21 protein-coding genes and 1 riboswitch are annotated in these 26,273 nt (G+C 52.4%); of the genes, 12 read left to right on the forward strand and 9 right to left on the reverse strand.

Translation table 11 applies throughout. The features are described from left to right. The first annotated feature begins 121 nt into the window (after nt 1-121). The 5 genes from rplJ (at nt 122) to shiA (ending at nt 11,473) form a co-directional block, all read left to right on the forward strand. Nucleotides 122-619 carry a 50S ribosomal protein L10 gene (gene rplJ, locus JFY74_01305; GenBank protein ID QQG28738.1) on the forward strand — a complete coding sequence of 166 codons (498 nt, stop codon included), beginning with the start codon at nt 122-124 and terminating at the stop codon, nt 617-619. Between the two features lie 66 nt (nt 620-685). Continuing rightward, nucleotides 686-1,051: a 50S ribosomal protein L7/L12 gene (gene rplL / locus JFY74_01310; protein ID QQG28739.1), complete on the forward strand. Its 366-nt coding sequence runs from the start codon at nt 686-688 to the stop codon at nt 1,049-1,051. Nucleotides 1,052-1,378: 327 nt separating this feature from the next. Then, a complete protein-coding gene (gene rpoB, locus JFY74_01315) occupies nt 1,379-5,407 on the forward strand; it encodes a DNA-directed RNA polymerase subunit beta (protein QQG28740.1) in 4,029 nt (1,342 codons plus the stop codon). Between the two features lie 124 nt (nt 5,408-5,531). After that, a complete protein-coding gene (gene rpoC / locus JFY74_01320; GenBank protein QQG28741.1) occupies nt 5,532-9,755 on the forward strand; it encodes a DNA-directed RNA polymerase subunit beta' in 4,224 nt (1,407 codons plus the stop codon). Nucleotides 9,756-10,075: 320 nt separating this feature from the next. Continuing rightward, on the forward strand, nt 10,076-11,473 hold the full coding sequence (gene shiA / locus JFY74_01325) for a shikimate transporter (protein ID QQG28742.1): 1,398 nt from the start codon (nt 10,076-10,078) through the stop codon (nt 11,471-11,473). A gap of 95 nt (nt 11,474-11,568) precedes the next feature. On the opposite strand, the gene JFY74_01330 is transcribed toward shiA, so the two are convergent. After that, nucleotides 11,569-11,760, reverse strand: coding sequence for a DUF1127 domain-containing protein (locus JFY74_01330; protein QQG28743.1), 192 nt, complete (start codon nt 11,758-11,760; stop codon nt 11,569-11,571). Nucleotides 11,761-11,933: 173 nt separating this feature from the next. Here JFY74_01330 and JFY74_01335 point away from each other — a divergent pair, with 173 nt between their 5' ends. After that, the gene (locus JFY74_01335) at nt 11,934-13,370 is read left to right on the forward strand and encodes a PLP-dependent aminotransferase family protein (GenBank protein ID QQG28744.1); all 1,437 of its coding nucleotides are present in this window, start codon (nt 11,934-11,936) and stop codon (nt 13,368-13,370) included. Between the two features lie 401 nt (nt 13,371-13,771). Here JFY74_01335 and thiH read toward each other — a convergent pair whose 3' ends face one another. From thiH to JFY74_01370, 7 genes are all read right to left on the reverse strand, one after another. Next, nucleotides 13,772-14,893 (reverse strand): 2-iminoacetate synthase ThiH, encoded by a 1,122-nt coding sequence (thiH, locus tag JFY74_01340; protein QQG28745.1) that lies wholly within the window; start codon nt 14,891-14,893, stop codon nt 13,772-13,774. Continuing rightward, a complete protein-coding gene (locus tag JFY74_01345) occupies nt 14,890-15,675 on the reverse strand; it encodes a thiazole synthase (protein ID QQG28746.1) in 786 nt (261 codons plus the stop codon). The genes thiH and JFY74_01345 overlap by 4 nt, the downstream gene beginning before the upstream one ends. A gap of 1 nt (nt 15,676) precedes the next feature. Further along, nucleotides 15,677-15,877, reverse strand: coding sequence for a sulfur carrier protein ThiS (gene thiS / locus JFY74_01350; GenBank protein ID QQG28747.1), 201 nt, complete (start codon nt 15,875-15,877; stop codon nt 15,677-15,679). Beyond that, a complete protein-coding gene (locus tag JFY74_01355; protein QQG28748.1) occupies nt 15,858-16,652 on the reverse strand; it encodes a HesA/MoeB/ThiF family protein in 795 nt (264 codons plus the stop codon). Before JFY74_01355 ends, thiS begins: the two co-directional genes overlap by 20 nt. 1 nt (nt 16,653) lies before the next feature. Beyond that, nucleotides 16,654-17,295, reverse strand: a complete 642-nt coding sequence (gene thiE / locus JFY74_01360; protein ID QQG28749.1) for a thiamine phosphate synthase — start codon at nt 17,293-17,295, stop codon at nt 16,654-16,656. Further along, the gene (gene thiC / locus JFY74_01365; GenBank protein ID QQG28750.1) at nt 17,292-19,247 is read right to left on the reverse strand and encodes a phosphomethylpyrimidine synthase ThiC; all 1,956 of its coding nucleotides are present in this window, start codon (nt 19,245-19,247) and stop codon (nt 17,292-17,294) included. The genes thiE and thiC overlap by 4 nt, the downstream gene beginning before the upstream one ends. Nucleotides 19,248-19,360: 113 nt before the next feature. Next, nucleotides 19,361-19,515: riboswitch (TPP riboswitch) on the reverse strand. Nucleotides 19,516-19,637: 122 nt separating this feature from the next. After that, nucleotides 19,638-20,099, reverse strand: coding sequence for an Rsd/AlgQ family anti-sigma factor (locus tag JFY74_01370; GenBank protein QQG28751.1), 462 nt, complete (start codon nt 20,097-20,099; stop codon nt 19,638-19,640). A 108-nt stretch (nt 20,100-20,207) separates the two neighbouring features. On the opposite strand from JFY74_01370, the gene nudC reads away from it, so the two are divergent. The 6 genes from nudC (at nt 20,208) to JFY74_01400 (ending at nt 24,695) form a co-directional block, all read left to right on the forward strand. Then, nucleotides 20,208-20,990 carry an NAD(+) diphosphatase gene (nudC, locus tag JFY74_01375; protein ID QQG28752.1) on the forward strand — a complete coding sequence of 261 codons (783 nt, stop codon included), beginning with the start codon at nt 20,208-20,210 and terminating at the stop codon, nt 20,988-20,990. Nucleotides 20,991-21,089: 99 nt separating this feature from the next. Beyond that, the gene (gene hemE / locus JFY74_01380; GenBank protein QQG28753.1) at nt 21,090-22,154 is read left to right on the forward strand and encodes a uroporphyrinogen decarboxylase; all 1,065 of its coding nucleotides are present in this window, start codon (nt 21,090-21,092) and stop codon (nt 22,152-22,154) included. 15 nt (nt 22,155-22,169) lie between these two features. After that, nucleotides 22,170-22,859, forward strand: coding sequence for a deoxyribonuclease V (nfi, locus tag JFY74_01385; GenBank protein QQG28754.1), 690 nt, complete (start codon nt 22,170-22,172; stop codon nt 22,857-22,859). 77 nt (nt 22,860-22,936) lie between these two features. Further along, the gene (locus tag JFY74_01390) at nt 22,937-23,527 is read left to right on the forward strand and encodes a YjaG family protein (GenBank protein ID QQG28755.1); all 591 of its coding nucleotides are present in this window, start codon (nt 22,937-22,939) and stop codon (nt 23,525-23,527) included. 204 nt (nt 23,528-23,731) lie between these two features. Then, a complete protein-coding gene (gene hupA, locus JFY74_01395; protein ID QQG28756.1) occupies nt 23,732-24,004 on the forward strand; it encodes a DNA-binding protein HU-alpha in 273 nt (90 codons plus the stop codon). A 4-nt stretch (nt 24,005-24,008) separates the two neighbouring features. Further along, nucleotides 24,009-24,695: a DUF1481 domain-containing protein gene (locus tag JFY74_01400; GenBank protein ID QQG28757.1), complete on the forward strand. Its 687-nt coding sequence runs from the start codon at nt 24,009-24,011 to the stop codon at nt 24,693-24,695. 283 nt (nt 24,696-24,978) lie between these two features. Here JFY74_01400 and purD read toward each other — a convergent pair whose 3' ends face one another. Next, a complete protein-coding gene (gene purD, locus JFY74_01405; GenBank protein QQG28758.1) occupies nt 24,979-26,265 on the reverse strand; it encodes a phosphoribosylamine--glycine ligase in 1,287 nt (428 codons plus the stop codon). Nucleotides 26,266-26,273: the final 8 nt, after the last annotated feature.

Genomic DNA, 26,273 nt, shown 5'->3' on the forward strand with positions numbered 1-26,273 from the left:
TTATAAAGAATAATTTTTTACTGGATTCTGCTCACCGTGTTTCAACGCTTATCTCTAATTTTGGCGATAAGTGAAGTGAGTTCCGGAGAGTTTCTCCGGCTAAATCCAGGAGCAAAAGCTAATGGCATTAAATCTTCAAGACAAACAAGCGATTGTTGCTGAAGTCAGCGAAGTAGCCAAAGGTGCGCTGTCTGCGGTTGTTGCGGATTCCCGTGGCGTTACCGTTGATAAAATGACCGAACTGCGTAAAGCAGCGCGTGAAGCTGGCGTTTACATGCGTGTTGTTCGTAACACCTTGCTGCGCCGCGTTGTTGAAGGTACTCAATTTGAGTGCCTGAAAGACACGTTTGTCGGTCCGACCCTGATTGCATATTCTCTGGAACATCCGGGCGCTGCTGCTCGTTTGTTCAAAGAGTTCGCGAAAGCGAATGCAAAATTCGAGGTCAAAGCTGCAGCCTTTGAAGGTGAGCTGATCCCGGCGGCTCAAATTGACCGTCTGGCAACGCTGCCGACTTACGAAGAAGCACTGGCACGTCTGATGTCGACCATGAAAGAAGCCGCTGCAGGCAAACTGGTCCGCACTTTGGCTGCTGTTCGCGATGCAAAAGAAGCTGCGTAATAGCACTTTCTTTTCTAACGTACTTGCTAACGTATAAACTATTTCTGATTCTTAGGAACAATTGTTATGTCTATCACTAAAGATCAAATTCTGGAAGCAGTAGCAGCTATGTCTGTAATGGATGTTGTTGAGCTTGTTTCTGCTATGGAAGAAAAATTCGGTGTTTCTGCTGCTGCTGCTGTAGCTGTTGCTGCTGGCCCAGCTGAAGTTGCTGAAGAAAAAACTGAGTTCGACGTTGTGCTGAAAGCTATCGGCGCTAACAAAGTTGCTGTAATCAAAGCTGTTCGCGGCGCAACTGGTCTGGGCCTGAAAGAAGCCAAAGATCTGGTTGAATCTGCACCTGCAGTTCTGAAAGAAGGCGTGAGCAAAGATGACGCTGAAGCACTGAAAAAATCACTGGAAGAAGCTGGCGCAGAAGTTGAAGTTAAATAAGCCAACCTTTCAGGTTGCAGCCTGATTTATTAGGCTGATGGCTGGTGACTTTTTAGTCACCAGCCTTTTTGCGCTGTAGGGCATCAATGGGATTTCACACTGTTTAGCCATTGATTTCTCCCAATATTTTTTTCTATTGACGACTTAATATACTGCTTTCCTGCATGGGCTCCATGCCTAAGCAAGAGCAACGAAATGGTTTAAGAGTAATAGAAAGACGTATTACGGAAAGTTCTCTATTTTCCGACCAACATAAATAGTGTTGCATGAACTGTCCTTGTTAGGGCAGACAGAGTGGTTCGACTTGTCAGCTAGCTGAGGAACCCTATGGTTTACTCCTATACCGAGAAAAAACGCATTCGTAAGGATTTTGGTAAACGTCCACAGGTTTTGGACATACCTTATCTCCTTTCTATCCAACTTGACTCGTTCCAGAAGTTTATCGAGCAAGACCCGGAAGGTCAGTACGGTTTGGAAGCTGCATTCCGTTCTGTTTTCCCTATAAAAAGCTATAGCGGTAATTCAGAGCTGCAATACGTTAGCTATCGCTTGGGCGAGCCAGTATTTGACGTTAAAGAATGTCAGATCCGTGGTGTGACGTACTCTGCGCCGCTACGCGTAAAACTGCGCCTGGTGATCTACGAGCGCGAAGCGCCTGAAGGCACCGTTAAAGACATCAAAGAACAAGAAGTTTACATGGGCGAAATTCCGCTCATGACCGATAACGGTACCTTTGTGATCAACGGTACTGAGCGCGTAATCGTGTCTCAGTTGCACCGTAGTCCAGGTGTGTTCTTCGATAGCGACAAAGGTAAAACCCACTCTTCAGGTAAGGTGCTGTATAACGCACGTATTATTCCTTACCGTGGTTCCTGGCTGGATTTCGAGTTTGATCCGAAGGATAATCTGTTTGTCCGTATCGACCGTCGTCGCAAATTGCCTGCGACCATTATCCTGCGCGCGCTGGGTTATTCCACCGAACAGATTCTCGATCTTTTCTTCGATAAAATTGTCTATGAAATCAATGGCAATAAATTGCAGATGGATCTGGTTCCTGAGCGTCTGCGTGGTGAAACCGCATCGTTTGATATTGAAGCGAACGGTAAAGTTTATATCGAAAAAGGTCGCCGCATCACTGCGCGTCATATCCGTCAGTTAGAGAAAGACGGTATTGAGCGCATTGAAGTGCCTGTTGAATATATCGCTGGCAAAGTACTGTCCAAAGATTATATCGACGAGAGCACCGGTGAACTGATCGGCGCAGCCAACATGGAGCTATCGCTGGATCTGCTGGCTAAACTGAGCCAGTCTGGGCACAAACGTATTGAGACACTGTTCACCAACGATCTTGATCATTGTGCATACATGTCTGAAACCGTGCGCGTCGATCCGTCAAACGATCGCCTGAGTGCGCTGGTTGAAATCTATCGCATGATGCGTCCTGGTGAGCCACCAACGCGTGAAGCAGCAGAAACGCTGTTTGAGAACCTGTTCTTCTCTGAAGACCGCTACGATCTGTCTGCGGTTGGTCGTATGAAGTTCAACCGTTCTCTGCTACGTGATGAGATCGAAGGTTCCGGTATCCTGAGCAAAGATGACATCATCGAAGTGATGAAGAAGCTCATTGATATCCGTAACGGTAAAGGCGAAGTGGATGATATCGACCACCTCGGCAACCGTCGTATCCGTTCCGTCGGCGAAATGGCAGAAAACCAATTCCGCGTTGGTCTGGTGCGTGTAGAACGTGCTGTAAAAGAGCGTCTGTCTCTGGGCGACCTTGATACGCTGATGCCACAGGACATGATCAACGCCAAGCCGATTTCGGCCGCGGTGAAAGAGTTCTTCGGTTCAAGCCAGCTGTCACAGTTTATGGACCAGAACAACCCACTGTCTGAGATTACGCACAAACGCCGTATCTCCGCATTGGGCCCAGGCGGTCTGACGCGTGAACGTGCTGGCTTTGAAGTTCGTGACGTACACCCGACTCACTACGGTCGCGTCTGTCCTATCGAAACGCCGGAAGGTCCGAACATCGGTCTGATCAACTCCCTGTCCGTTTATGCGCAAACTAACGAATACGGTTTCCTTGAAACCCCGTATCGTCGTGTGCGTGAAAACGTGGTGACGGATGAGATCCATTACCTGTCTGCGATTGAAGAAGGTAACTTCGTTATCGCACAGGCGAACACCAATTTGGACGAAGAAGGCCGCTTCATCGACGAACTGGTTACCTGCCGTAACAAAGGCGAGTCCAGCTTGTTCAGCCGCGATCAGGTTGAATACATGGACGTTTCCACACAGCAGGTGGTTTCCGTCGGTGCATCCCTGATTCCGTTCCTGGAACACGATGACGCCAACCGTGCCCTGATGGGTGCGAACATGCAACGTCAGGCCGTTCCGACTCTGCGCGCTGATAAGCCGCTGGTTGGTACCGGTATGGAACGCGCTGTTGCGGTTGACTCCGGTGTAACTGCCGTAGCCAAACGTGGTGGTACAGTACAGTACGTGGATGCATCCCGTATTGTAATCCGCGTTAATGACGATGAAATGTATCCGGGCGAAGCCGGGATCGACATCTATAACCTGACCAAATATACCCGTTCTAACCAGAACACCTGCATCAGCCAGATGCCGTGTGTGTCTCTGGGTGAGCCGGTAGAACGTGGTGATGTTCTGGCAGATGGCCCGTCCACCGATCTGGGTGAACTGGCGCTGGGTCAGAACATGCGCGTGGCATTCATGCCATGGAACGGTTACAACTTCGAAGACTCCATCCTCGTTTCCGAGCGTGTGGTTCAGGAAGATCGCTTCACGACCATCCACATTCAGGAACTGGCCTGTGTGTCTCGTGACACTAAGTTAGGGCCTGAAGAAATTACTGCGGACATCCCGAACGTGGGTGAAGCAGCACTTTCTAAACTGGATGAGTCCGGCATCGTTTACATTGGTGCGGAAGTGACCGGTGGTGACATTCTGGTTGGTAAGGTAACGCCGAAAGGTGAAACCCAACTGACGCCGGAAGAGAAACTGCTGCGTGCGATCTTCGGTGAGAAAGCGTCTGACGTTAAAGACTCTTCTCTGCGTGTACCAAACGGTGTTTCCGGTACGATTATCGACGTACAGGTCTTTACCCGCGATGGTGTGGAAAAAGACAAACGTGCGTTGGAAATCGAAGAAATGCAGCTGAGGCAGGCGAAGAAAGACCTGACTGAAGAGTTGCAGATTCTGGAAGCGGGTCTGTTTGGACGTATCCACGCAGTGCTAGTTTCTGGCGGCGTAGAAGCTGACAAATTGGACAAACTGCCGCGCGAGCGCTGGTTGGAACTGGGTCTGACTGATGAAGATAAGCAGAATCAGTTGGAACAGCTGGCAGAACAGTATGATGAGCTGAAGCACGAGTTTGAGAAAAAACTTGAGGCTAAGCGCCGTAAAATCACCCAAGGCGATGATCTGGCACCAGGCGTGCTGAAAATCGTTAAGGTTTATCTGGCCGTTAAACGTCAGATTCAACCGGGTGACAAGATGGCAGGTCGTCACGGGAACAAAGGTGTTATCTCCAAGATCAACCCGATCGAAGATATGCCTTACGATGAGAACGGTACGCCGGTCGATATCGTACTGAACCCGCTGGGCGTACCTTCACGTATGAACATCGGTCAGATTCTGGAAACCCACTTGGGTATGGCTGCGAAAGGTATCGGCGAGAAAATCAACGCCATGCTCAAACAGCACGAAGAAGTGACCAAACTGCGTGAGTTCATCCAGAAAGCCTATGACCTGGGCGACGATGTGCGTCAGAAAGTCGACCTGAGTACTTTCTCAGACGAAGAAGTTATGCGTCTGGCTGAAAACCTGAAGAAAGGTATGCCAATTGCAACGCCAGTATTTGACGGTGCAAAAGAGAAAGAAATCAAGGAACTGTTGCAGATGGGCGGTATCCCTACCTCCGGTCAGATTACCCTGTACGATGGACGTACCGGTGAGCAATTTGAGCGTCAGGTTACCGTGGGCTACATGTACATGCTGAAACTGAACCACTTGGTTGACGATAAGATGCATGCTCGTTCCACCGGTTCTTATAGCCTGGTTACTCAGCAGCCGCTGGGTGGTAAGGCGCAGTTCGGTGGTCAACGCTTCGGTGAGATGGAAGTGTGGGCGCTGGAAGCTTATGGTGCAGCTTATACCCTGCAAGAGATGTTGACCGTTAAGTCTGATGACGTGAACGGCCGTACCAAGATGTATAAGAACATCGTGGATGGCAATCATCAGATGGAACCAGGCATGCCGGAATCCTTCAACGTATTGTTGAAAGAAATCCGTTCGCTGGGTATCAACATCGAGCTGGAAGAAAAGTAATCCCAGCTCGTTGTATTGCTGGCATTCGTCATAGGGACACCTGAACGTTGTTTTTAACGACAATATTGTTGTTAACGGCATAGATCAGGTGTCTATCAGGTCTAACTCCGACAGGAGCCAATCCGTGAAAGACTTATTAAAGTTTCTGAAAGCGCAAACTAAGACCGAAGAGTTTGATGCGATCAAAATTGCTCTGGCTTCGCCAGACATGATCCGTTCGTGGTCTTTTGGTGAAGTTAAAAAGCCAGAAACCATCAACTACCGTACGTTCAAACCTGAGCGTGACGGCCTTTTCTGTGCCCGTATCTTTGGGCCAGTAAAAGATTATGAGTGCTTGTGCGGTAAGTATAAGCGCCTGAAACACCGCGGTGTTATTTGTGAGAAGTGCGGCGTTGAAGTGACCCAAACTAAAGTACGTCGTGAGCGTATGGGTCACATCGAGCTGGCTTCTCCGACTGCGCACATCTGGTTCCTGAAGTCACTGCCTTCCCGTATCGGTTTGCTGTTAGATATGCCGCTGCGTGATATTGAGCGCGTGCTTTATTTTGAATCTTATGTCGTGGTTGAAGGCGGTATGACCAACCTTGAGCGCCGTCAGATCCTGACTGAAGAGCAGTATCTGGATGCGTTGGAAGAGTTTGGTGATGAGTTCGACGCGAAAATGGGCGCCGAAGCGATCCAGGCTCTGCTGAAGAACATGGATCTGGAGCAGGAATGCGAGCAGCTGCGTGAAGAGCTGACCGAAACCAACTCTGAAACCAAACGTAAGAAGCTGACGAAGCGCATTAAGCTGCTGGAAGCATTCGTACAGTCTGGTAACAAGCCAGAGTGGATGATCCTGAGCGTTCTGCCAGTACTGCCACCAGATTTGCGTCCGTTGGTTCCGCTGGATGGTGGTCGTTTCGCGACTTCCGACCTGAACGATCTGTATCGTCGCGTGATCAACCGTAACAACCGTTTGAAACGTCTGCTGGATCTGGCTGCGCCAGATATCATCGTACGTAACGAAAAACGTATGTTGCAGGAAGCGGTTGATGCCCTGCTGGATAACGGCCGTCGTGGTCGTGCGATCACCGGTTCTAACAAACGTCCTCTGAAATCTTTGGCCGATATGATCAAAGGTAAACAGGGTCGTTTCCGTCAGAACCTGCTCGGTAAGCGTGTTGACTACTCCGGTCGTTCTGTCATCACCGTTGGCCCATACCTGCGTCTGCACCAGTGTGGTCTGCCGAAGAAAATGGCACTGGAGCTGTTCAAACCGTTCATCTACGGCAAGCTGGAACTGCGTGGTCTTGCTACCACCATTAAAGCCGCCAAGAAAATGGTTGAGCGTGAAGAAGCCGTCGTATGGGATATCCTGGACGAAGTTATCCGCGAACACCCGGTACTGCTGAACCGTGCACCAACACTGCACCGTTTGGGTATCCAGGCATTTGAACCGGTCCTGATCGAAGGTAAAGCGATCCAGCTGCACCCGCTAGTTTGTGCGGCATATAACGCCGACTTCGATGGTGACCAGATGGCTGTACACGTACCGTTGACGCTGGAAGCCCAGTTGGAAGCGCGTGCGTTGATGATGTCGACCAACAACATCCTGTCCCCTGCGAATGGTGAGCCAATCATCGTTCCTTCTCAGGACGTGGTATTGGGTCTGTATTACATGACGCGTGACTGTGTTAACGCCAAAGGCGAAGGCATGGTGCTCACGGGTCCGAAAGAAGCTGAACGCGTTTATCGCGCTGGTCTGGCCTCTCTGCATGCGCGCGTTAAAGTGCGTATCACGGAAGAGATCAAGAGCATCGAAGGCGAGGTTACGCATCAGACATCGATTATCGATACGACTATCGGCCGTGCCATCCTGTGGATGATCGTACCGAAAGGTCTGCCGTACTCGATCGTTAACCAGCCTCTGGGCAAGAAAGCGATCTCCAAAATGCTGAACACCTGTTACCGCATTTTGGGTCTGAAGCCGACAGTTATCTTCGCTGACCAGACTATGTACACCGGTTTTGCTTACGCGGCGCGCTCTGGTGCTTCCGTAGGTATCGATGACATGGTTATCCCGGAGAAAAAAGCCGAGATTATCGAAGAAGCCGAAACCGAAGTTGCCGAGATTCAGGAGCAGTTCCAGTCTGGTCTGGTTACCGCGGGTGAACGCTATAACAAAGTGATCGATATCTGGGCAGCGGCGAACGAACGTGTTGCGAAAGCGATGATGGAAAACCTGTCCGTTGAGGATGTGGTTAACCGTGATGGCGTGGTTGAGCAGCAGGTTTCTTTCAACAGCATCTTTATGATGGCCGACTCCGGTGCGCGTGGTTCTGCAGCACAGATTCGTCAGTTGGCGGGTATGCGTGGTCTGATGGCGAAACCAGATGGTTCGATCATCGAGACGCCGATTACCGCAAACTTCCGTGAAGGTCTGAACGTACTCCAGTACTTCATCTCGACGCACGGTGCGCGTAAAGGTCTGGCGGATACCGCACTGAAAACAGCGAACTCCGGTTATCTGACTCGTCGTCTGGTTGACGTTGCGCAGGATCTGGTTGTGACCGAGGACGATTGTGGTACCCATGAAGGTATCATGATGACGCCGGTTATCGAGGGTGGTGATGTTAAAGAACCACTGCGTGAGCGTGTACTGGGTCGTGTAACGGCTGAAGACGTGATCAAACCGGGCACCGCGGACATTCTGGTTCCACGTAACACGCTGCTGAATGAGCAGTGGTGTGACATGTTGGAAGAGAACTCCGTTGACGCCGTTAAAGTACGTTCAGTCGTAAGCTGCGAAACCGACTTTGGCGTGTGCGCCAATTGCTACGGTCGCGATCTGGCTCGTGGTCATATCATCAACAAAGGTGAGGCCATCGGGGTTATCGCGGCACAGTCCATCGGTGAACCGGGTACACAGTTAACCATGCGTACGTTCCACATCGGTGGTGCGGCATCGCGTGCGGCAGCTGAGTCCAGCATTCAGGTGAAAAACAAAGGTAGCCTGAAACTGAACAACGCGAAGTTCGTTATGAACAGCAACGGTAAACTGGTGATTACTTCACGTAATACTGAACTGAAACTGATCGACGAATTCGGACGTACCAAAGAAAGCTATAAAGTGCCTTACGGTGCAGTGATGGCGAAGGGGGATGGCTCAGAAGTTAGCGGTGGCGAAACCGTCGCAAACTGGGACCCGCATACCATGCCAGTGGTGACCGAAGTAAGCGGTTTCATCCGCTTTGCTGATATGATTGACGGTCAGACCATTACTCGCCAGACCGACGAACTGACTGGTTTGTCCTCTATCGTGGTTCTGGATAGCGCAGAGCGTACCGGTAGTGGTAAAGACCTACGTCCAGCACTGAAAATCGTTGATGGCAAAGGCGAAGATGTACTGATTCCTGGTACTGATATGCCTGCTCAATACTTCCTGCCGGGTAAAACAATTGTTCAACTGGAAGATGGGGTTCAGATTGGTGCCGGTGATACATTGGCGCGTCTCCCTCAGGAATCCAGTGGTACCAAGGACATTACCGGTGGTCTGCCACGCGTAGCCGACCTGTTCGAAGCCCGTCGGCCGAAAGAGCCGGCTATTCTGGCAGAGATCAGCGGTATCATTTCCTTCGGTAAAGAAACCAAAGGTAAGCGCCGTCTGGTAATTTCTCCGTTGGATGGCAGCGATGCTTACGAAGAGATGATTCCGAAATGGCGTCAGCTTAACGTGTTCGAAGGTGAAGTTGTGGAGCGTGGTGACGTCGTTTCCGACGGCCCAGAGTCTCCGCATGATATTCTGCGTCTGCGTGGTGTACATGCAGTAACGCGTTATATCACCAACGAAGTTCAGGAAGTTTACCGTCTGCAAGGCGTTAAGATTAACGATAAACACATCGAAGTTATCGTTCGTCAGATGTTGCGTAAAGGTACCATCGTTAGCGCTGGTGGCACGGAGTTCCTGGAAGGCGAACAGGCAGAATTCTCTCGCATCAAGATTGCTAACCGCCAGTTGGAAGCGGATGGCAAGATTACGGCAACGTTCAGCCGCGATCTGCTGGGTATCACCAAAGCGTCTCTGGCGACCGAGTCCTTCATTTCTGCGGCATCGTTCCAGGAAACCACTCGCGTACTGACCGAAGCCGCTGTTGCTGGTAAGCGTGATGAACTGCGTGGCCTGAAAGAGAACGTTATCGTAGGTCGTCTGATCCCAGCGGGTACGGGTTATGCGTACCATCAGGATCGTATGCGCCGCCGTCAGGCGGGTGAAGCGCCTGTCGTGCCTCAGGTGAGTGCCGATGAAGCTTCTGCTAACCTGGCCGAACTGCTGAACGCAGGCTTTGGTAGCAGCGACGACGAGTAAGTCTTTTTGCGCTGCGCTATCATGCGGTAAATAACAAAAACCCCGACTATTATGGTCGGGGTTTTTTTATGGCTGCTTCCCTGCGGACGACCTGTCGCAAGCGACGTTAAAAATTTATGGAAGGCGTCCTTGCCTTCCACCCTGACGGGCACAACGCTGTGCGTCGTTATAAAACGCTCCTTGCGTTTTATTTCTTCCTGAAATTTTTTATAGCACACATCCCTGTGCGCTACCTAAAGGCCGTCGCAAGCGACGTTAAAAATTTCATCCCTGAAATTTTTTGTTGTACAGTAGTGTAAAGTAAATGGAACGGAACCGACATGGACACCTCAACTACGCCAACACTCTCACAGCCTGGCGGCTCATTACCTCAGCAAGATGACTCACTTTCTTCTGATAAAACCCTACAAACACAGTCAGTAAGCCATTCTCAACATCGCGCAAAACGTGCAGCATGGGGCAGTTTTGTGGGTGCCGTTGTTGACTGGTACGATTTTCTGCTGTACGGAATTGTTGCCGCTCTTGTGTTTAATACCGAATTTTTCCCACAAATTAGCCCGACGATGGGGACGCTGGCGGCATTTGGTACGTTTGGCGTTGGTTTCCTGTTCCGCCCGTTAGGCGGCATGGTGTTTGGCCACTTCGGCGATAAGCTGGGCCGTAAACGAATGTTGATGATCACGGTCTGGATGATGGGCATTTCTACTGCGTTGATTGGCCTGTTGCCGTCGTTTGATTCCATTGGCTGGTGGGCACCAGTGCTGCTGGTTACGCTGAGGGCAATTCAAGGATTTGCGGTCGGTGGCGAATGGGGCGGGGCGGCACTGTTGGCGGTAGAGAATGCGCCTAAGAAGAAGAAAGCGTTTTACAGCAGCGGCGTACAGGTTGGCTTTGGGGTTGGGCTGTTATTGGCTACTGGGTCGGTATCGGTGGTGAGCAATTTGACGACCAACGAAGAATTTACCACCTGGGGCTGGCGTTTGCCGTTCTTATTCAGCCTGATTCTGGTGGCTATCGCCTGGTGGGTACGCAACGGGATGGATGAGTCTCAGGAGTTTGAGGCGAATAAAACGCTGGGAGAAAGAGCAAGCAAACTGCGTTCGTTCCCTATCATGGAAGCACTGCGCCAGCATCCGAAGGCATTTTTGCTGATTATCGCGCTACGGCTTGGCGAACTGTTAACGATGTATATCGTCACCGCGTTTGCCCTCAATTATTCCACGACTCATCTTGGGCTATCGCGGGATATTTTCCTGAATATCGGGCTGCTGGTGGGGGCAATCAGCTGCGTATCTATTCCTTGCTTTGCCTATCTGGCAGATAGCTTTGGCCGCCGTCGTATCTATGTTACCGGTGCGCTGATTGGGGCTGCGAGTGCGGTGCCATTCTTTATGGCGCTGGAAAGCCATAACACACTGATGATTCTGTTCTTTGCCATCATGCTGGCGAATATTGCTCACGATATGATCGTTAGCGTACAGCAGCCGATGTTTACCGAGCTATTTGGTACGGCATACCGCTATAGTGGGGCGGGTGTGGGTTATCAGGTCGCCAGCGTGGTTGGCGGCGGGTTTACGCCTTTTATCGCCGTTCTGCTGGTGCAGTTTATGGATGGTTCATGGCATGCGGTGGCAGCTTATCTTGCCATTGGCTGCTTACTGTCGGCGATTGTCGGAATGCGGATGAAGGCAACACCGCCGGACGCCTTGCCTGACTAACCTCTTCACTTCACCAATCTCGAGTGCCGATACAGATGCGCAGTCTGTATCGGCACATCTTTACTGTTTTTTAGTCTACTGTTTTTGCCGTGGCGTTATCTGAACCGATCAAGATCGCTTCTTTTCAGCCCGATATCCTTGAGTCCGTCATCGCTCATGTTCCGTAGTATCTTCAGTGTTTGTGCTCTTCCCCGCCAGACTTTCCACAAGCGGTACGGCAAAATCAGCATGAGCCAAAACGGTGACTCGCGGAACGGTTTTTGTGATCGATTCTCATGAAATTCCATATTTTCCCCCTCGCCAGTGAATGATCGCTATGATGAGGTGAAAGCTATTTTCAATACAGACTCAAAAAATTCATTTTTTTAGCATACAGATTGTGTGATATTGCATCTGAATGGTGATTTTTATTTGAATCTGTACTGGTTACTGCTGTGAATCTTGATAGGGAATGATACTGATGACGCGTTATCAACACCTGGCTGGGCTGTTAGAGCAACGGATCGAACAAGGGTTGTACCAAAGCGGGGAACGCCTGCCTTCTGTGCGGGCGCTGAGTACAGAACATGGTGTGAGCATCAGTACCGTACAGCAAGCCTATCATCTGCTGGAAACCCGACAGTTGATTATGCCACAGCCGCGTTCGGGGTATTTTGTCACGCCGCGCAAGGCAACGCCGCCCGTACCTGCGCTGACGCGTCCTGCCCAACGTCCGGTTGAAATTACGCAGTGGGAATCGGTGCTGGAACTGGTGAACGTGCGTCTGGAAACCAACGTGTTGAAATTTGGTAGCGGAATGCCGGATGTGAGCCAGCCGACCATCAAACCACTATGGAAAGAGATGAGTCGCCTCTGCCAATATCAGGATCCTCGGGTCTTACAATATGACAGCGTGTATGGCGTGCCTGCGTTGCGCGAACAGATTGCTCGTCTTACCGTCGACTGCGGCTGCCAACTGACTCAAGATGATATTGTGATCACGACCGGATGTCAGGAAGCCTTATTTGTTGCCGTTCGCGCGGTTTGCCAACCCGGCGACATCGTGGCCGTTGAGTCACCGGCTTTTCCGGGTACGATGCAGATCCTCCGTGGGATGGATATCAAAGCGATCGAGATCCCGACCGACTCTGTGACGGGGATCAGTCTTGACGCGTTAAGACTGGCGCTGGATCAGTGGCCGATCAAAGCCGTACTTCTGGTGCCGAGCTGTAACAATCCGCTTGGCTTCATCATGCCTGACGCCCGTAAGAAATCGCTGGTGACGTTGGCGCAGCATTTTGATATCGCGATTATTGAAGATGATGCCTATGGCGAGCTGGCCTATGAATATCCGCGTCCCCGCGCGATAAAATCATTTGATGAAGATGGACGTGTACTGTTGTGCAGCTCGTTTTCAAAGAATCTGGCTCCCGGTTTGCGCGTTGGCTGGATTGCTCCGGGGCGCTATCTGGAGCGGGTGATTCATACAAAATACATCAGTACAGGATCGACGGTGGTGCAGCCCCAGCTAGCCGTGGCGGAATTTATTCGTAACGGACACTATCAACCTCACCTACGCCGCATGCGTGCTCAGTACAAAGCTAATCTGGATACGTTTACTTGCTGGGTTCGTGAGTATTTTCCGTCAAACATCTGTGTGAGCCGTCCCCAGGGGGGCTTTCTGATGTGGATTGAGCTGCCCGAATATTTTGATTCGCTCAAGCTCAGTCGTGAGGTCAGAAAAGCAGGCATACAGATAGCCGCTGGTTCGCTCTTCTCCGCCTCAGGGAAATATCGCAATTGTATTCGACTCAATTATGCCAATCGCTTTACGGAAGAAATGAGGGAAGGGCTTCGCATTGTGGGCAATGAAGTCGCGAAGATGATGCACACTTTTCCTGACCAGAGCGCACCCTGATAATCTTAGGGAAGGGCCGATACGGGTAAGGATAAGCCCCGTATCGGCGGGTTGATGTGCAGAGCCGATAAGTAGCGAACGGCTCCGGCCAGCACGCTCTGTAATCATGCTCAGGCTTGCCAACGACGCTAATGTATTCTTCGTCGCAGACCGTGACGATAGGCTGAATGCCATGTTGCGCGGCGCTATCCTGAGAATGTCACCTTCCGTGTAATTCTCATTTCAGCTTGCGAGCTGCATCCCAAATCATGCGTATCACGCATACCGATCGCTTAAGAGCCGAGATGCGAGGGCTACCACGATGCGAGGTGTCCCTGCGGGAACCTCATCACCGTGTTTCCCTCTCACTTCACGCTTCAGTGACCAATATCAGGCATATCGCCGCGTTACCTGCTCAATGACTATCTGCCTAAATAACTGTCCCAGTCTTTCCATACAGGCTGGAGACCTGCTCGTATGATGGCTTGCGCCACATCTTCAGGGCGTCGTGAATCATGCGGTGAAAACTGTTCCAGTTCAGGATGGTCGTCGGCGTAGCCGCCTGGCTGGGTTTTGGAAAATGCGCTGACGTTGTTAATCGCGATAGGAATGGCATGATCGCGAAAGAAAGGCGATTCACGCGTGGAAAGCGACAGCTCAATATCCGGCGACAGCAACCGGAATGCACAAATGACCTGCATGAGCTGCGCTTCATCCATGAGCGATGCCGGTTCAATGCCGCCCGTACAGGGGCGCAGACGAGGGAACGAGATAGAATAACGGCTCTGCCAGTAGTTCCGCTGTAAGTGCAACAGATGTTCCGCCACCATGTAGCAGTCGGTTCGCCAGCTATTGGACAGGCCGATTAAAGCGCCTAGCCCGATCTTGTCGATCCCCGCACGCCCAAGCCGATCCGGCGTGGCGAGTCGCCAATGGAAATCCTGCTTTTGTCCTTTTAGATGATGCAGTTGGTAGGTCGCCGGATGATAGGTTTCCTGATAGACCATCACGCCATCCAACCCCAGCGTTTTCAACTCGGCATATTCGTCTTGCGACAGCGGCTGAACTTCAATCATCAGCGAACTGAAGAGCGGTCGGATCAGCGGAAAGACTCGACGAAAATAATCCATGCCTACTTTACGCTGGTGTTCGCCAGTCACGAGCAACAGGTGTTCAAACCCCAGTTCCTTGATGGCGGCGCATTCACGTAGGATCTCTGCCTCATCCAGCGTTTTTCGCTTGATGTGATTGCTCATTGAAAAGCCGCAGTAGGTGCAGTCGTTGGAGCAGAGGTTGGATAGATATAGCGGCACATAGAAACTCACCGCATTGCCGAAACGTTGCCGGGTGAGCTGCTGTGCCCGCTGGGCTAGCGGTTCCAGATAGGCGCTGGCGGCAGGTGAAATGAGCGCCATAAAATCGTCACGCGTCAGGTGTGGTGCAGCAAGTGCTCGCTCGACATCACGTGCGGTTTTACTGTTGATGCACAGCGTCAGGTCATCCCAGTCGAGCTGTTCCCAGACGGTTTGGAAATCGACGCTCATCGCTCCGCCCCTTCCGTTTGCTGATGCAGGAAACCGGTGAGCGGGCTGGTGGCACTGGCAACAAACTGCTTACTTCCCAGTCCGGCCTGACGGGCAAGCCCACCGGCATCGACTGCCAGTCGGAATGCGTGTGCCATCGCCACGGGATCGCGGGCAACGGCGATAGCTGTGTTGACCAGTACAGCGTCGGCTCCCATTTCCAGTGCCTCGGCCGCATGACTGGGCGCGCCAATGCCCGCATCGACAATAACCGGAACGCACGCCTGTTCGATGATGATGTGGAGAAAATCACGTGTTTGCAGTCCCTGATTGGAACCGATCGGTGCGCCCAGTGGCATCACTGCCGCGCAGCCGACTTCTTCCAACCGTTTGCACAACACAGGGTCGGCACCGCAGTAGGGCAGCACCGTAAATCCCTCTTTTACCAGCTGTTCGGCGGCTTTCAGGGTTTCGATAGGATCGGGCAGCAGGTATTTCACATCGGGGTGAATTTCCAGCTTCAGCCAGCGAGTGCCCAGCGCTTCTCGCGCCAGTCGGGCCGCAAAAATGGCTTCGTCTGCGGTTTTGGCTCCTGAGGTATTCGGCAGCAGCTTAATACCGAGCTGGCGTAGCGGGGCGAGAATGGCGTCGTTGCCGCCGTTCAGATCAACGCGTTTCATCGCCATGGTGACTAACTGAGAACCAGAAGCCTCAAGTGCTGCCAGCATCAGTTCTGGTGTGGCGAATTTCCCGGTGCCAGTCAGCAGCCGTGAAGTTAATGTCGTATCGGCAATGTGCAGCATGTCATCCTCCCGCGATTGCCTGAAAAAGCAAAATATCATCACCGTCCTGTACCTGATGCTGTGACCAGGTGGCGTGCGGGATAATGGTTTGGTTGATGGCCAGCGCTGTGCCAGGCTGGAGCCGATTTATCTGGCTCAGCAGCGCTTCAACCGTGGTGGCCTCTGGGCATTCAAAGGGGTCATCATTCAGCGTGATTTTCATGCTTCCCTCCACATACCGGGCAATGGGGGGCACGCGTCAGTTGGAGCGTGTTCCAGCTCTGCTGTTTGCCATTGAACATCCTCAGCTTGCCGTCTAGCGCGGACGGTATACCGGCCAGCAGTTTGATCGCTTCTAGTGCCTGAAGCGTACCAATCACTCCAACCACCGGACCCAGCACGCCAGCGGTGCGGCAGTTGCGCTGCGGTTCGGTCGTATCGGGGTACAGGCAGGCGTAGCAGCCAGCGTGATAAGGCGGTGTGAAGACGGCGAGCTGACCGCTGAAACCGACGGCGCTCCCGCTGATGAGCGGCTTGCCTGCGCTAAAACAGGCGGCGTTAACCGCGTGGCGAGTGGTCATATTGTCGCTGCAATCCAGCACCAGATCGACGCGGCTGACGGCGCTGTATAATGCGTCACCGCTGAGCCTTTTGGTAATCGCAATCGCTTCCGAGTGCGGATTTAATGCCTGTAGCTGACGCTGCGCCAACACGGCTTTGGGTTTGTCGGTGTCGCTGGTGCGATACAGAATCTGGCGTTGCAGGTTGCTGATGTGCAGTGAGTCATCGTCGGCAAGCAGTAGCGTGCCGACCCCAGCGGCGGCCAGATAGAGCGAGGCGGGCGCCCCAAGCCCACCCAGCCCAACGAGCAGAACGTGGGCGACTTTGAGTTTCTCCTGACCTTCTGGGCCAATATCTTCCAGCATTAGTTGACGGCTGTAGCGCATGAATTCGCTATCGCTCAGTCCGGCAGGCGCTGGATGGTGAGTCGTTACCATATCATGCCTCCCGTCCTTCAATCATTTTGAGCAGCGTCGTGGTGGCCTGCCGCCAGTCTGGTGCCTGAGTAATGGCGCTGACGACGGCAATGCTGCCGACGCCCGTTGCCAGCACCGCAGGTACTCTGTCGATGCTGATACCGCCAATAGCAACTGTAGGAAAACGGTCTTGCAGATCTGCAATGTGTCGGGTCAACTCGGCCAGCCCCTGCGGCGCTGATGGCATATCCTTGGTTTGCGTCGGGAAAATATGTCCCAGCGCGATATAGGACGGGCTTATCGCCACCGCGCGCGCCAATTCACGATCGTCGTGCGTGGAGACGCCTAAGCGCAGACCCGCTTTTTTAATGGCGGCCAAATCGGCAGTATCCAGGTCTTCCTGACCCAGATGTACGCCGTATGCCCGATGTTTTACCGCTAATTTCCAGTAGTCATTGATGAAGAGCTGCGCCTGATAGCGGCGACCCAATGCGATCGCCTGGATCACATTGGCTTCGGCTTGTTCATCTGACCGATCTTTGATCCTGAGCTGGATCGTTTTCACCCCGACGCCGAGTAGTCGCTCGATCCACTCCACGCTATCGACGACGGGATAAAGCCCCAGCCGCTGTGCCGTTGGGGCAAAAGGCGTCGAGTCCGTCATTTGCTTTCCTCGGTTTGCAGGCTGGTGGCGCTGTGATAAAGCTCGCTGCCGCGCGAGCGGAATTCTTGCGACATCTGCGCCATACCCACTTCAATCGGTTTGGCTTCCGCTTCCTGTTTCGCCGCGTAGTCGCGTACTTCCTGTGAGATTTTCATCGAGCAGAATTTGGGGCCGCACATGGAACAGAAGTGGGCGACTTTGCCGGATTCCTGCGGCAGGGTTTCATCGTGGTAGGCGCGAGCGGTTTGGGGATCGAGCGCCAGATTGAACTGGTCTTCCCAGCGGAATTCGAAGCGCGCTTTTGACATGGCGTTATCACGGATCTGCGCACCGGGGTGGCCTTTCGCCAAATCGGCGGCGTGAGCGGCGATTTTGTAGGTAATCAGCCCCTGTTTGACGTCTTCTTTGTTCGGCAAGCCAAGATGTTCCTTCGGCGTGACGTAGCAGAGCATCGCACAGCCGAACCAGCCGATCATGGCGGCACCGATGCCAGAGGTGAAGTGATCGTAACCCGGAGCGATATCGGTGGTCAGCGGGCCGAGCGTATAGAATGGTGCTTCGTGGCAGTGCTCCAGCTCTTCGGTCATGTTGCGGCGGATCATCTGCATCGGAACGTGACCGGGGCCTTCGATCATCACCTGTACGTCGTATTCCCAGGCAATCTTGGTCAGCTCACCTAACGTATGCAGCTCGGCAAACTGGGCTTCGTCGTTGGCATCCTGAATGGAGCCCGGGCGTAAACCGTCACCCAGCGACAACGCGACATCGTAAGCGGCACAAATTTCACAGATTTCCCGGAAGTGCTCGTACAGGAAGCTCTCTTTGTGATGCGACAGGCACCACTTCGCCATAATGGAACCGCCGCGGGAGACGATGCCGGTCAGGCGTTTGGCGGTCATCGGTACATAGCGCAACAGCACGCCAGCGTGGATGGTGAAATAGTCCACGCCCTGTTCTGCTTGCTCCAGCAGCGTATCGCGGAACATTTCCCAGTTCAGGTTTTCCGCCACGCCGTTCACTTTTTCCAGCGCCTGATAAATCGGTACTGTCCCGATCGGCACGGGGCTGTTACGCAGAATCCATTCGCGGGTTTCGTGAATATAGCGGCCTGTTGAGAGATCCATCACCGTATCCGCGCCCCAGCGGGTAGACCAGACCAGCTTTTCCACCTCTTCTTCGATGGAAGATGTCACGGCGGAGTTACCGATATTGGCGTTAACCTTCACCAGAAAATTGCGCCCGATAATCATCGGCTCTGATTCAGGGTGATTGATGTTTGAGGGAATAATTGCGCGCCCGGCAGCCACTTCCTGACGGACAAATTCCGGTGTGATGTTTTCTGGCAGAAGGGCGCCAAAACTTTGCCCCGGATGCTGCTGGCGCAGTACCTCGCCGCGAATACGCTCGCGCCCCATATTTTCACGAATGGCGATAAATTCCATTTCGGGCGTAATCATGCCCTGTCGCGCATAGTGGAGCTGGGTGACGCGTTTGCCCGCTTTGGCACGCAAAGGTCGTGGCAGGTGTTCGAAACGCAGATGATCCAGACCTGCATCCGCCAGACGCTGTTGGGTGAAATCGGAGCTGACGCCAGATAACGCTTCGGTGTCGTGACGTTCTGCAATCCAGCTGGCGCGCAGCTTCGCTAGCCCAACGCGGACATCGGGTTGCGCAGCCGGATCGCCATAAGGCCCTGAAGTATCGTAAACCGGGATGGGCTCATTGGGTTCGTATTGGGGGTTATCTTTACTGCCGCCAAGTAACGTCGGGCTAAGCTGAATCTCCCGCATCGGTACGTGGATGTCATCGCGTGAACCTGTCAGGTAAATGCGTTTGGAATTGGGAAAGGCGGTTCCCTGTAAGGTTTCAATAAACTGCTGGGCGGCGGCACGCTGTTCACGGCGACCGGATTTGGATGACACTGCTTTTATAGACAAGGGTTCTGTAGACATAGCAAGTTCCTGTAAGACGTAAAGGGAAGATTGCTTGTCTGGAGCCGGAGGGAGTAATAATGATATTGAACGTTAGAGCAGGTATGTGGGAATACACAGCCTTGGGCTCAATGAGGTGCATTACTCTTGTTCCCTTCGCAGGTATTAACCCGATCAGGTTCCGCGGATCCCGAATTAACGGTCTCAGCCTGTGCGCTCATAAGTTTCGTCATAACGATTGATTTCGTAAAACAAAACACGAGCACGCTAGGCACTCCGACAAGATATGCCCGTCTCTTAAACGGGCCAATAAAACCCCTACACTGTATGTCGGCAAAACGCAGATGTCAAAGCGTGCCGCTTTTGCCTTTACAGTGTGTGATGATTTACTTAAATAGCGTCAAATGACCACTATTTGTCGTAAACCTGCTGGATCATTCTGTCTTCCAACGTAAAACGCTCTTCCAAGGCTTCGCCGACGTGGGAGAGTGCGTGCTGGAATTCGAGGCAGTTATCATGGTCGATGGCTGCCGCCAGGTGGCTATCGTAAAACGCCATAATTTGCTGCGTGTTATTTTGCAGGGCGAGGTCGAGCTGGGTGGAAAGCGCTAATACTTGTTCGCTGTGTGTCGCTGCTTCATGCAGCATTTTTTCGTATAAATGAAAGTGGCCGGTAGAAAGATAGTCCACCAGATTCTGGCAAAAATTATCCAATGCCTCTTCATCCAAAAGAGAAAGCGCTTCCTTGTTCGGCTTGATGCCAACCAGATGATAGTAAGCCACCAGAAGCTGCTTACGCGCTTGTAGCCATTGGTCGATTAACGCATTATTGCCACCAACGTATTCAGTTAGACTTTGTAGCTGGTTTAGCATTGTTGACTCCGTGAACGGTAAGAAATAACTGAAATCCCAGTTATAAAACTTATGTAATCACTCTGAATGTAAAATGCCAGTGAAGTGGCAGTGGAGCAATAAAAAGATATGGAACAGACGCTAAAAGGTGATGAAACCGGCTGGTGGGTGGTTAGCGACGCGGTACAAATCTGGCTACCTCAGGGAGAATTGCCGCGCGGAACGGCAATAGAGTGGTCGTTGCAGGGGAAAACGGCTCGCCAAATCGGCGAATGGCAAGGACTGCCTGTCTGGCTGGTCTGTCAGGGACGAGATTCCGATATGGCATCAGTTCGCCAGTTGCTCGATCAGGACGTGGGATTATTCCAGCTCGCGGGGCGAGGCGTACAGTTGGCTGAGTTTTATCGTTCTCATCGTTTTTGTGGTTACTGCGGCCATGAAATGGTGCGGAGCAAAACGGAGCTGGCGTGCTTATGTCACCACTGCAAAGAACGTTATTATCCGCAGATCGCGCCTTGCATCATCGTCGCGATTCGCCGTGGCGATGAGATTCTGCTGGCGCAACACAATCGACATCGCGGAAACATGTACACCGTGCTGGCTGGGTTTGTCGAAGTAGGCGAAACGTTGGAACAGACGGTCGTGCGTGAGGTAATGGAAGAGAGCCAAATTCAGATAAAAAACCTGCGTTACGTGAGTTCGCAGCCCTGGCCATTCCCTCATTCTCTGATGATGGCGTTTATGGCCGATTATGCGGGTGGAGACATCAAGCACGATCCGAAAGAGCTGCGTGACGCGGGCTGGTTCCGCTATGACCAACTCCCGCAGTTGCCTCCGCCGGGCACCGTGGCGCGTCGGCTTATCGAAGATACGGTGGTACTGTGCCGCACTTATCACGAGAACGAAGGCTGACGTGGTACTATTTGCGTCATAAAGCGTTTGCCTTATAACGCATCCGTTTCATCACATCTATCCGGTGTAGAACCGCCGTGAGGTTGAAAGGAAAAGAACATGACTGATCTGAAAAACGATCGCTATTTGCGGGCGTTATTACGCCAACCCGTTGATGTCACCCCAGTGTGGATGATGCGTCAGGCGGGGCGTTATCTGCCGGAATATAAGGCAACGCGCGCGCAGGCGGGTGATTTTATGTCGCTGTGTAAAAACGCAGAGCTGGCTTGTGAAGTCACGTTACAACCTTTACGGCGCTATGCGTTAGACGCTGCGATCCTGTTCTCTGACATTCTCACGATCCCTGATGCCATGGGCTTAGGGCTTTATTTTGAAGCGGGGGAAGGCCCACGTTTTCACTCCCCGATCACGTCGCATGCCGATGTGGTTAAACTGCCTGTCCCCGATCCAGAACAGGAACTCGGGTATGTGATGAACGCGGTGCGGACGATCCGTAAAAATCTCGCGGGTGAAGTGCCGCTTATCGGCTTCTCGGGCAGTCCGTGGACGCTGGCAACCTATATGGTTGAAGGCGGTAGCAGCAAAGCGTTTACCGTCATCAAGAAAATGATGTTCGCCGAGCCTAAAACGCTACACCTGTTGCTGGATAAGATTGCTGATAGCGTCATTCTTTATCTCAACGCGCAGATTCGCGCGGGTGCGCAGGCGGTGATGGTCTTCGATACCTGGGGCGGCGCGCTGAGCGGACGCGACTACAAAGAATTCTCTCTGCATTACATGCACAAAATCGTTGATGGTTTACAGCGCGAGAATGAAGGTCGCCGTGTGCCCGTGACGCTCTTCACTAAAGGTGGCGGCCAGTGGCTGGAAGCGATGGCGGAAACCGGCTGCGACGCGTTGGGGCTAGACTGGACGAGCGATATTGCTGATGCACGTCGTCGCGTAGGCGATAAGGTCGCGCTACAGGGAAATATGGATCCGTCGATGTTGTATGCCGATCCGGCACGGATCGAGCAGGAAGTCGCATCGATCCTGGCTGGATTTGGAGAAGGCAACGGTCATGTTTTCAATCTGGGTCATGGCATTCATCAGGATGTGCCGCCGGAGCATGCGGGCGTTTTTGTTGAGGCCGTGCATCGGTTGTCCCGCGCTTATCACGCATGATTCACAGGAGGTGATGTGATTGATACACAACAGCTGCGGGCTGAGCAGTTGGCCCGCGCTTCTGATGTGATTCGCCACGACGATTTACCTTTTGAGCAGCCCGCGTTTATCGCGGGTGCAGATGTTGGCTTTGAGGAAGAAGGTTCGGTAACTCGCGCTGCGATTGCGGTAATGCGCTATCCTTCGTTGGAACTGATAGAATACAAGATTGCGCGTATCAGCACGACAATGCCTTATATCCCCGGCTTTCTTTCGTTTCGTGAATGCCCTGGGCTACTCGCCGCGTGGGCGTTGCTTGAACAGAAACCGGATCTGCTGTTTGTCGATGGGCATGGGATTTCCCATCCGCGTCGTCTCGGCGTTGCCAGCCATTTTGGTCTGCTAGTTGATGTGCCGACGATTGGCGTGGCGAAAAGTCGGCTTTGTGGCCGGTTTGAGCCGTTGGCGGAGGACGTCGGTAGCCAGCAGCCATTACTGGATAAAGGCGAGCAGATTGGCTGGGTATGGCGTAGCAAAGCGCGCTGTAATCCGCTGTTTGTGGCGACGGGGCATCGCGTCAGTCAGGATAGTGCATTGCACTGGGTGCAATCTTGTATGCGCGGTTACCGTTTACCGGAGCCGACCCGTTGGGCTGATGCTGTCGCATCAAATCGTCCCGCATTTGTGCGTTGGCAACAGCAGCAAGCCGCCAACGTATTGTCGTAAAACTTTAGGAATTCAGGCATAGGGCGTCACTGTGATTTCAGGTACACTGCCGTCCGTCGCCGTTAATGAGCATAAAAATGTTACGTAACCCCATTCATTTACGTCTGGAAAAGCTGGCGAGCTGGCAACATGTCACTTTTATGGCATGTCTTTGTGAACGTATGTATCCAAATTACCATGAGTTTTGTCGTCAAACAGAATTCGGCGACGCGATGGTTTACCGCCGCATTCTCGATCTGGTATGGGAAACATTGGTTGTTAAAGATGCTAAGGTCAATTTCGATAGCCAGTTGGAAAAGCTGGAAGAAGCGGTTCCCGCTGCTGAAGATTACGATCTTTATGGCGTCTACCCGGCTATTGATGCCTGTATCGCACTGGGCGAGCTGATTCATTCGCGCTTAAGCGGTGAAACGCTGGAACATGCGATAGCGATTAGCGAAACGTCTATCCGCACGGTTGCCATGTTGGAAATGACGCAGGCCGGCAAAGAAATGACCGACGATGAGCTCAAGGTTTTACCTGCAGTTGAAGAAGAATGGGACATCCAATGGGAGATTTTTCGCCTGTTGGCGGCCTGTGAAGAACGCGACATTGAGCTGATCAAAGGGCTCCGTTCCGATCTGCGCGAGGCCGGAAGTAGTAACATCGGGATAAATTTGCATCAATAACGCGATAAAACGTGATTTAAGGCCTGAAATGGCCTGTCTTAAGGCTTCACATTCGCACCCTGTCTGGTCTACATTTGGGGGGCGTAAAAAAAGTGGCTGTCGGTGCGTGTATGCAGGAGAGTGCTATTACACCCTGAAACGGGAAAGGGCATATCCGTCGCACTCGATGCTTAGCAAGCGATAAACACACTGTAAGGATAACTTATGAATAAGACTCAACTGATTGATGTAATTGCGGACAAAGCTGATCTGTCAAAAGCACAGGCTAAAGCAGCTCTGGAATCAACTTTGGCGGCAATTACCGAGTCTCTGAAAGAAGGTGATGCAGTACAATTAGTTGGTTTTGGTACGTTTAAAGTGAACCATCGTAATGAGCGCACTGGCCGCAACCCACAAACCGGTAAAGAAATCAAAATCGCTGCTGCCAACGTGCCAGCATTTGTTTCTGGCAAGGCTCTGAAAGACGCTGTTAAATAAGCCCATGCCGGTTAAAAGTTTAAGCAGAGGGGCGTTTTCGCCCCTTTTGCTTTTACGACGTTTGTGTGGCGCTGGCCTCGTGCTTATAGCCGTGGTCGCTTGTAGTAGCCGCACCGCACCGCCGGAAGTGTTCGCCAGCGGTTACGTTGCCGATCGCGGTGTTGTGCGTTTGTGGCGTAAAGATGATGCGCAGAATACGACGGCGCTGACCACCGTGTACAACCCGCTTCAGGGCAATGCTCTGGTGGTGACGCGCTATACGTTCCAGCAGGATAAGCTACGCGAGATACAGCGTAATCAGCTCGGGGCGCAGCAAGAAGATATGCGTTTGCGCTTTGCAGAAGATGGAACCGTCAGCTTTATGCAGCGGCAGCTTGCCGAAAGACGTGAATCGGTTTCTGATGATGAAATCGCGCTCTACCAGTTCGATGCGAAGCGCATGCTGGAATTGAGCGATGTCCTGCGTGCAGGCAAGGTAAGGCTAAAGCAAGGGAAATGGCTGGAAGGGCAGGTGCAGTCTTGTGACGGTACGGTGGTTCGCCCTGATTTTGACAGCGATTCACGTGAATGGATTGTGCAGCAAAAAGCGCATGCAACACGCCCGCTAAACGTCGCGTGGCTGGAAGCGCCAGAAGGGACGCAGTTATTGCTGGTGGTGGAAGATGATGTCTGCCAGTGGCAGCCCAAATAGCGATACCCGTCATACTTCAAGTTTCATGTGCGTTGGCTGCGCTACTCGGCACACTTACGTGTACCTCGCCCGTTGGGGCCGCTGCAAGCAGCGTTCAAACCTGTTTCTGGCAGATTTGTCAGTCACCCGAATCACTTACCTGAGTAAGCTCATCGGGATTCCCTCTCTTGCCGCCTGCCTGAAACTCGAATTATTTAGGGTATATAAAGAATCTGGCTATAAAAAACCCGGATTTCTCCGGGCTTCAGTATTTATCAGACAATCGTTATCGGACCATCGTTTATCAGGCTTGCTCGCGCTCAATGGCACGGTAGCCGATGTCTTTTCGACAGAATACCCCTTGCCACTGAATGCCTGCTGCTATTTCATAAGCGCGCTGTTGCGCTTCAGCGACGGTATTACCTAACGCAGTGACGCACAGTACGCGGCCACCGTTGGTGACGACATTAATGCCGTTCAACTTGGTGCCAGCGTGGAAGACTTTGCCATCTTCGGCATCCTGCTGTGGTAAACCAGAAATCACATCGCCCGTATTGTAGTCAGCCGGGTAACCGCCCGCAGCCAATACCACGCCCAGAGACGGACGTTCATCCCAGACAGAATCTTTCTGATCCAGCGTGCCGTCACAGGCTGCCAGACACAGCTCCACCAGATCGGAACGCAGGCGCAGCATAATTGGCTGTGTTTCTGGATCGCCAAAGCGGCAGTTGAATTCGATCACTTTTGGCTGGCCATCGGCAGAAATCATCAGACCGGCATACAGGAAACCGACGTAGGTATTTCCCTCAGCGGCCATGCCGTTCACGGTCGGCCAAATTACCTGATCCATCACTCGCTGGTGGATTTCATCGGTCACGACCGGAGCCGGCGAATAAGCGCCCATGCCACCGGTATTCGGGCCAGTGTCTTTATCCCCGACGCGTTTATGATCCTGACTGGTTGCCATCGGCAGCACATTCTTGCCATCCACCATGACGATGAAGCTGGCTTCTTCGCCATCAAGGAACTCTTCCACCACGATACGGTGTCCGGCATCGCCGAATGCATTTCCCGCTAGCATATCCTGAATGGCGTTTTCCGCTTCCTGCAACGTCATGGCGACAATCACGCCTTTGCCAGCGGCTAATCCGTCGGCCTTGATGACGATCGGTGCGCCTTTACTGCGTACATAGGCCAGTGCGGGTTCCACTTCGGTGAAGTTCTGGTATTCCGCTGTCGGGATGTTATGGCGTGCCAGGAAATCTTTAGTAAAGGCTTTAGAACCTTCTAACTGTGCAGCGCCTTGCGTTGGACCAAAGATTTTTAGACCCGCGCTCTGAAACGCATCCACAACACCGATAACTAACGGTGTTTCTGGGCCAACGATGGTTAGATCGATATGGTTTGCCTGCGCAAAAGCGACTAACGCTGGAATATCCGTTGCGGCGATATCGACGTTGGTCAGCGCAGGTTCAAGTGCGGTGCCCGCGTTTCCCGGAGCAACATAAACATGTTTCGCCAGCGGTGACTGTGAGGCTTTCCAGGCCAGCGCGTGTTCGCGTCCGCCATTACCAATTACTAAAATGTTCATTTCGGTCA

It is taken from the genome of Pectobacterium carotovorum, from assembly GCA_016415585.1.
GTDB classification, from domain to species: domain Bacteria; phylum Pseudomonadota; class Gammaproteobacteria; order Enterobacterales; family Enterobacteriaceae; genus Pectobacterium; species Pectobacterium carotovorum_K.

Coding starts and splice junctions, on each gene's coding strand:
- rplJ (QQG28738.1), top strand. CDS start 122: ATGGCATTAAATCTTCAAGACAAACAAGCGATTGTTGCTGAAGTCAGC.
- rplL (QQG28739.1), top strand. CDS start 686: ATGTCTATCACTAAAGATCAAATTCTGGAAGCAGTAGCAGCTATGTCT.
- rpoB (QQG28740.1), top strand. CDS start 1,379: ATGGTTTACTCCTATACCGAGAAAAAACGCATTCGTAAGGATTTTGGT.
- shiA (QQG28742.1), top strand. CDS start 10,076: ATGGACACCTCAACTACGCCAACACTCTCACAGCCTGGCGGCTCATTA.
- JFY74_01330 (QQG28743.1), bottom strand. CDS start 11,760: ATGGAATTTCATGAGAATCGATCACAAAAACCGTTCCGCGAGTCACCG.
- JFY74_01335 (QQG28744.1), top strand. CDS start 11,934: ATGACGCGTTATCAACACCTGGCTGGGCTGTTAGAGCAACGGATCGAA.
- thiH (QQG28745.1), bottom strand. CDS start 14,893: ATGAGCGTCGATTTCCAAACCGTCTGGGAACAGCTCGACTGGGATGAC.
- JFY74_01345 (QQG28746.1), bottom strand. CDS start 15,675: ATGCTGCACATTGCCGATACGACATTAACTTCACGGCTGCTGACTGGC.
- thiS (QQG28747.1), bottom strand. CDS start 15,877: ATGAAAATCACGCTGAATGATGACCCCTTTGAATGCCCAGAGGCCACC.
- JFY74_01355 (QQG28748.1), bottom strand. CDS start 16,652: ATGGTAACGACTCACCATCCAGCGCCTGCCGGACTGAGCGATAGCGAA.
- thiE (QQG28749.1), bottom strand. CDS start 17,295: ATGACGGACTCGACGCCTTTTGCCCCAACGGCACAGCGGCTGGGGCTT.
- thiC (QQG28750.1), bottom strand. CDS start 19,247: ATGTCTACAGAACCCTTGTCTATAAAAGCAGTGTCATCCAAATCCGGT.
- JFY74_01370 (QQG28751.1), bottom strand. CDS start 20,099: ATGCTAAACCAGCTACAAAGTCTAACTGAATACGTTGGTGGCAATAAT.
- nudC (QQG28752.1), top strand. CDS start 20,208: ATGGAACAGACGCTAAAAGGTGATGAAACCGGCTGGTGGGTGGTTAGC.
- hemE (QQG28753.1), top strand. CDS start 21,090: ATGACTGATCTGAAAAACGATCGCTATTTGCGGGCGTTATTACGCCAA.
- JFY74_01390 (QQG28755.1), top strand. CDS start 22,937: ATGTTACGTAACCCCATTCATTTACGTCTGGAAAAGCTGGCGAGCTGG.
- hupA (QQG28756.1), top strand. CDS start 23,732: ATGAATAAGACTCAACTGATTGATGTAATTGCGGACAAAGCTGATCTG.
- JFY74_01400 (QQG28757.1), top strand. CDS start 24,009: ATGCCGGTTAAAAGTTTAAGCAGAGGGGCGTTTTCGCCCCTTTTGCTT.
- purD (QQG28758.1), bottom strand. CDS start 26,265: ATGAACATTTTAGTAATTGGTAATGGCGGACGCGAACACGCGCTGGCC.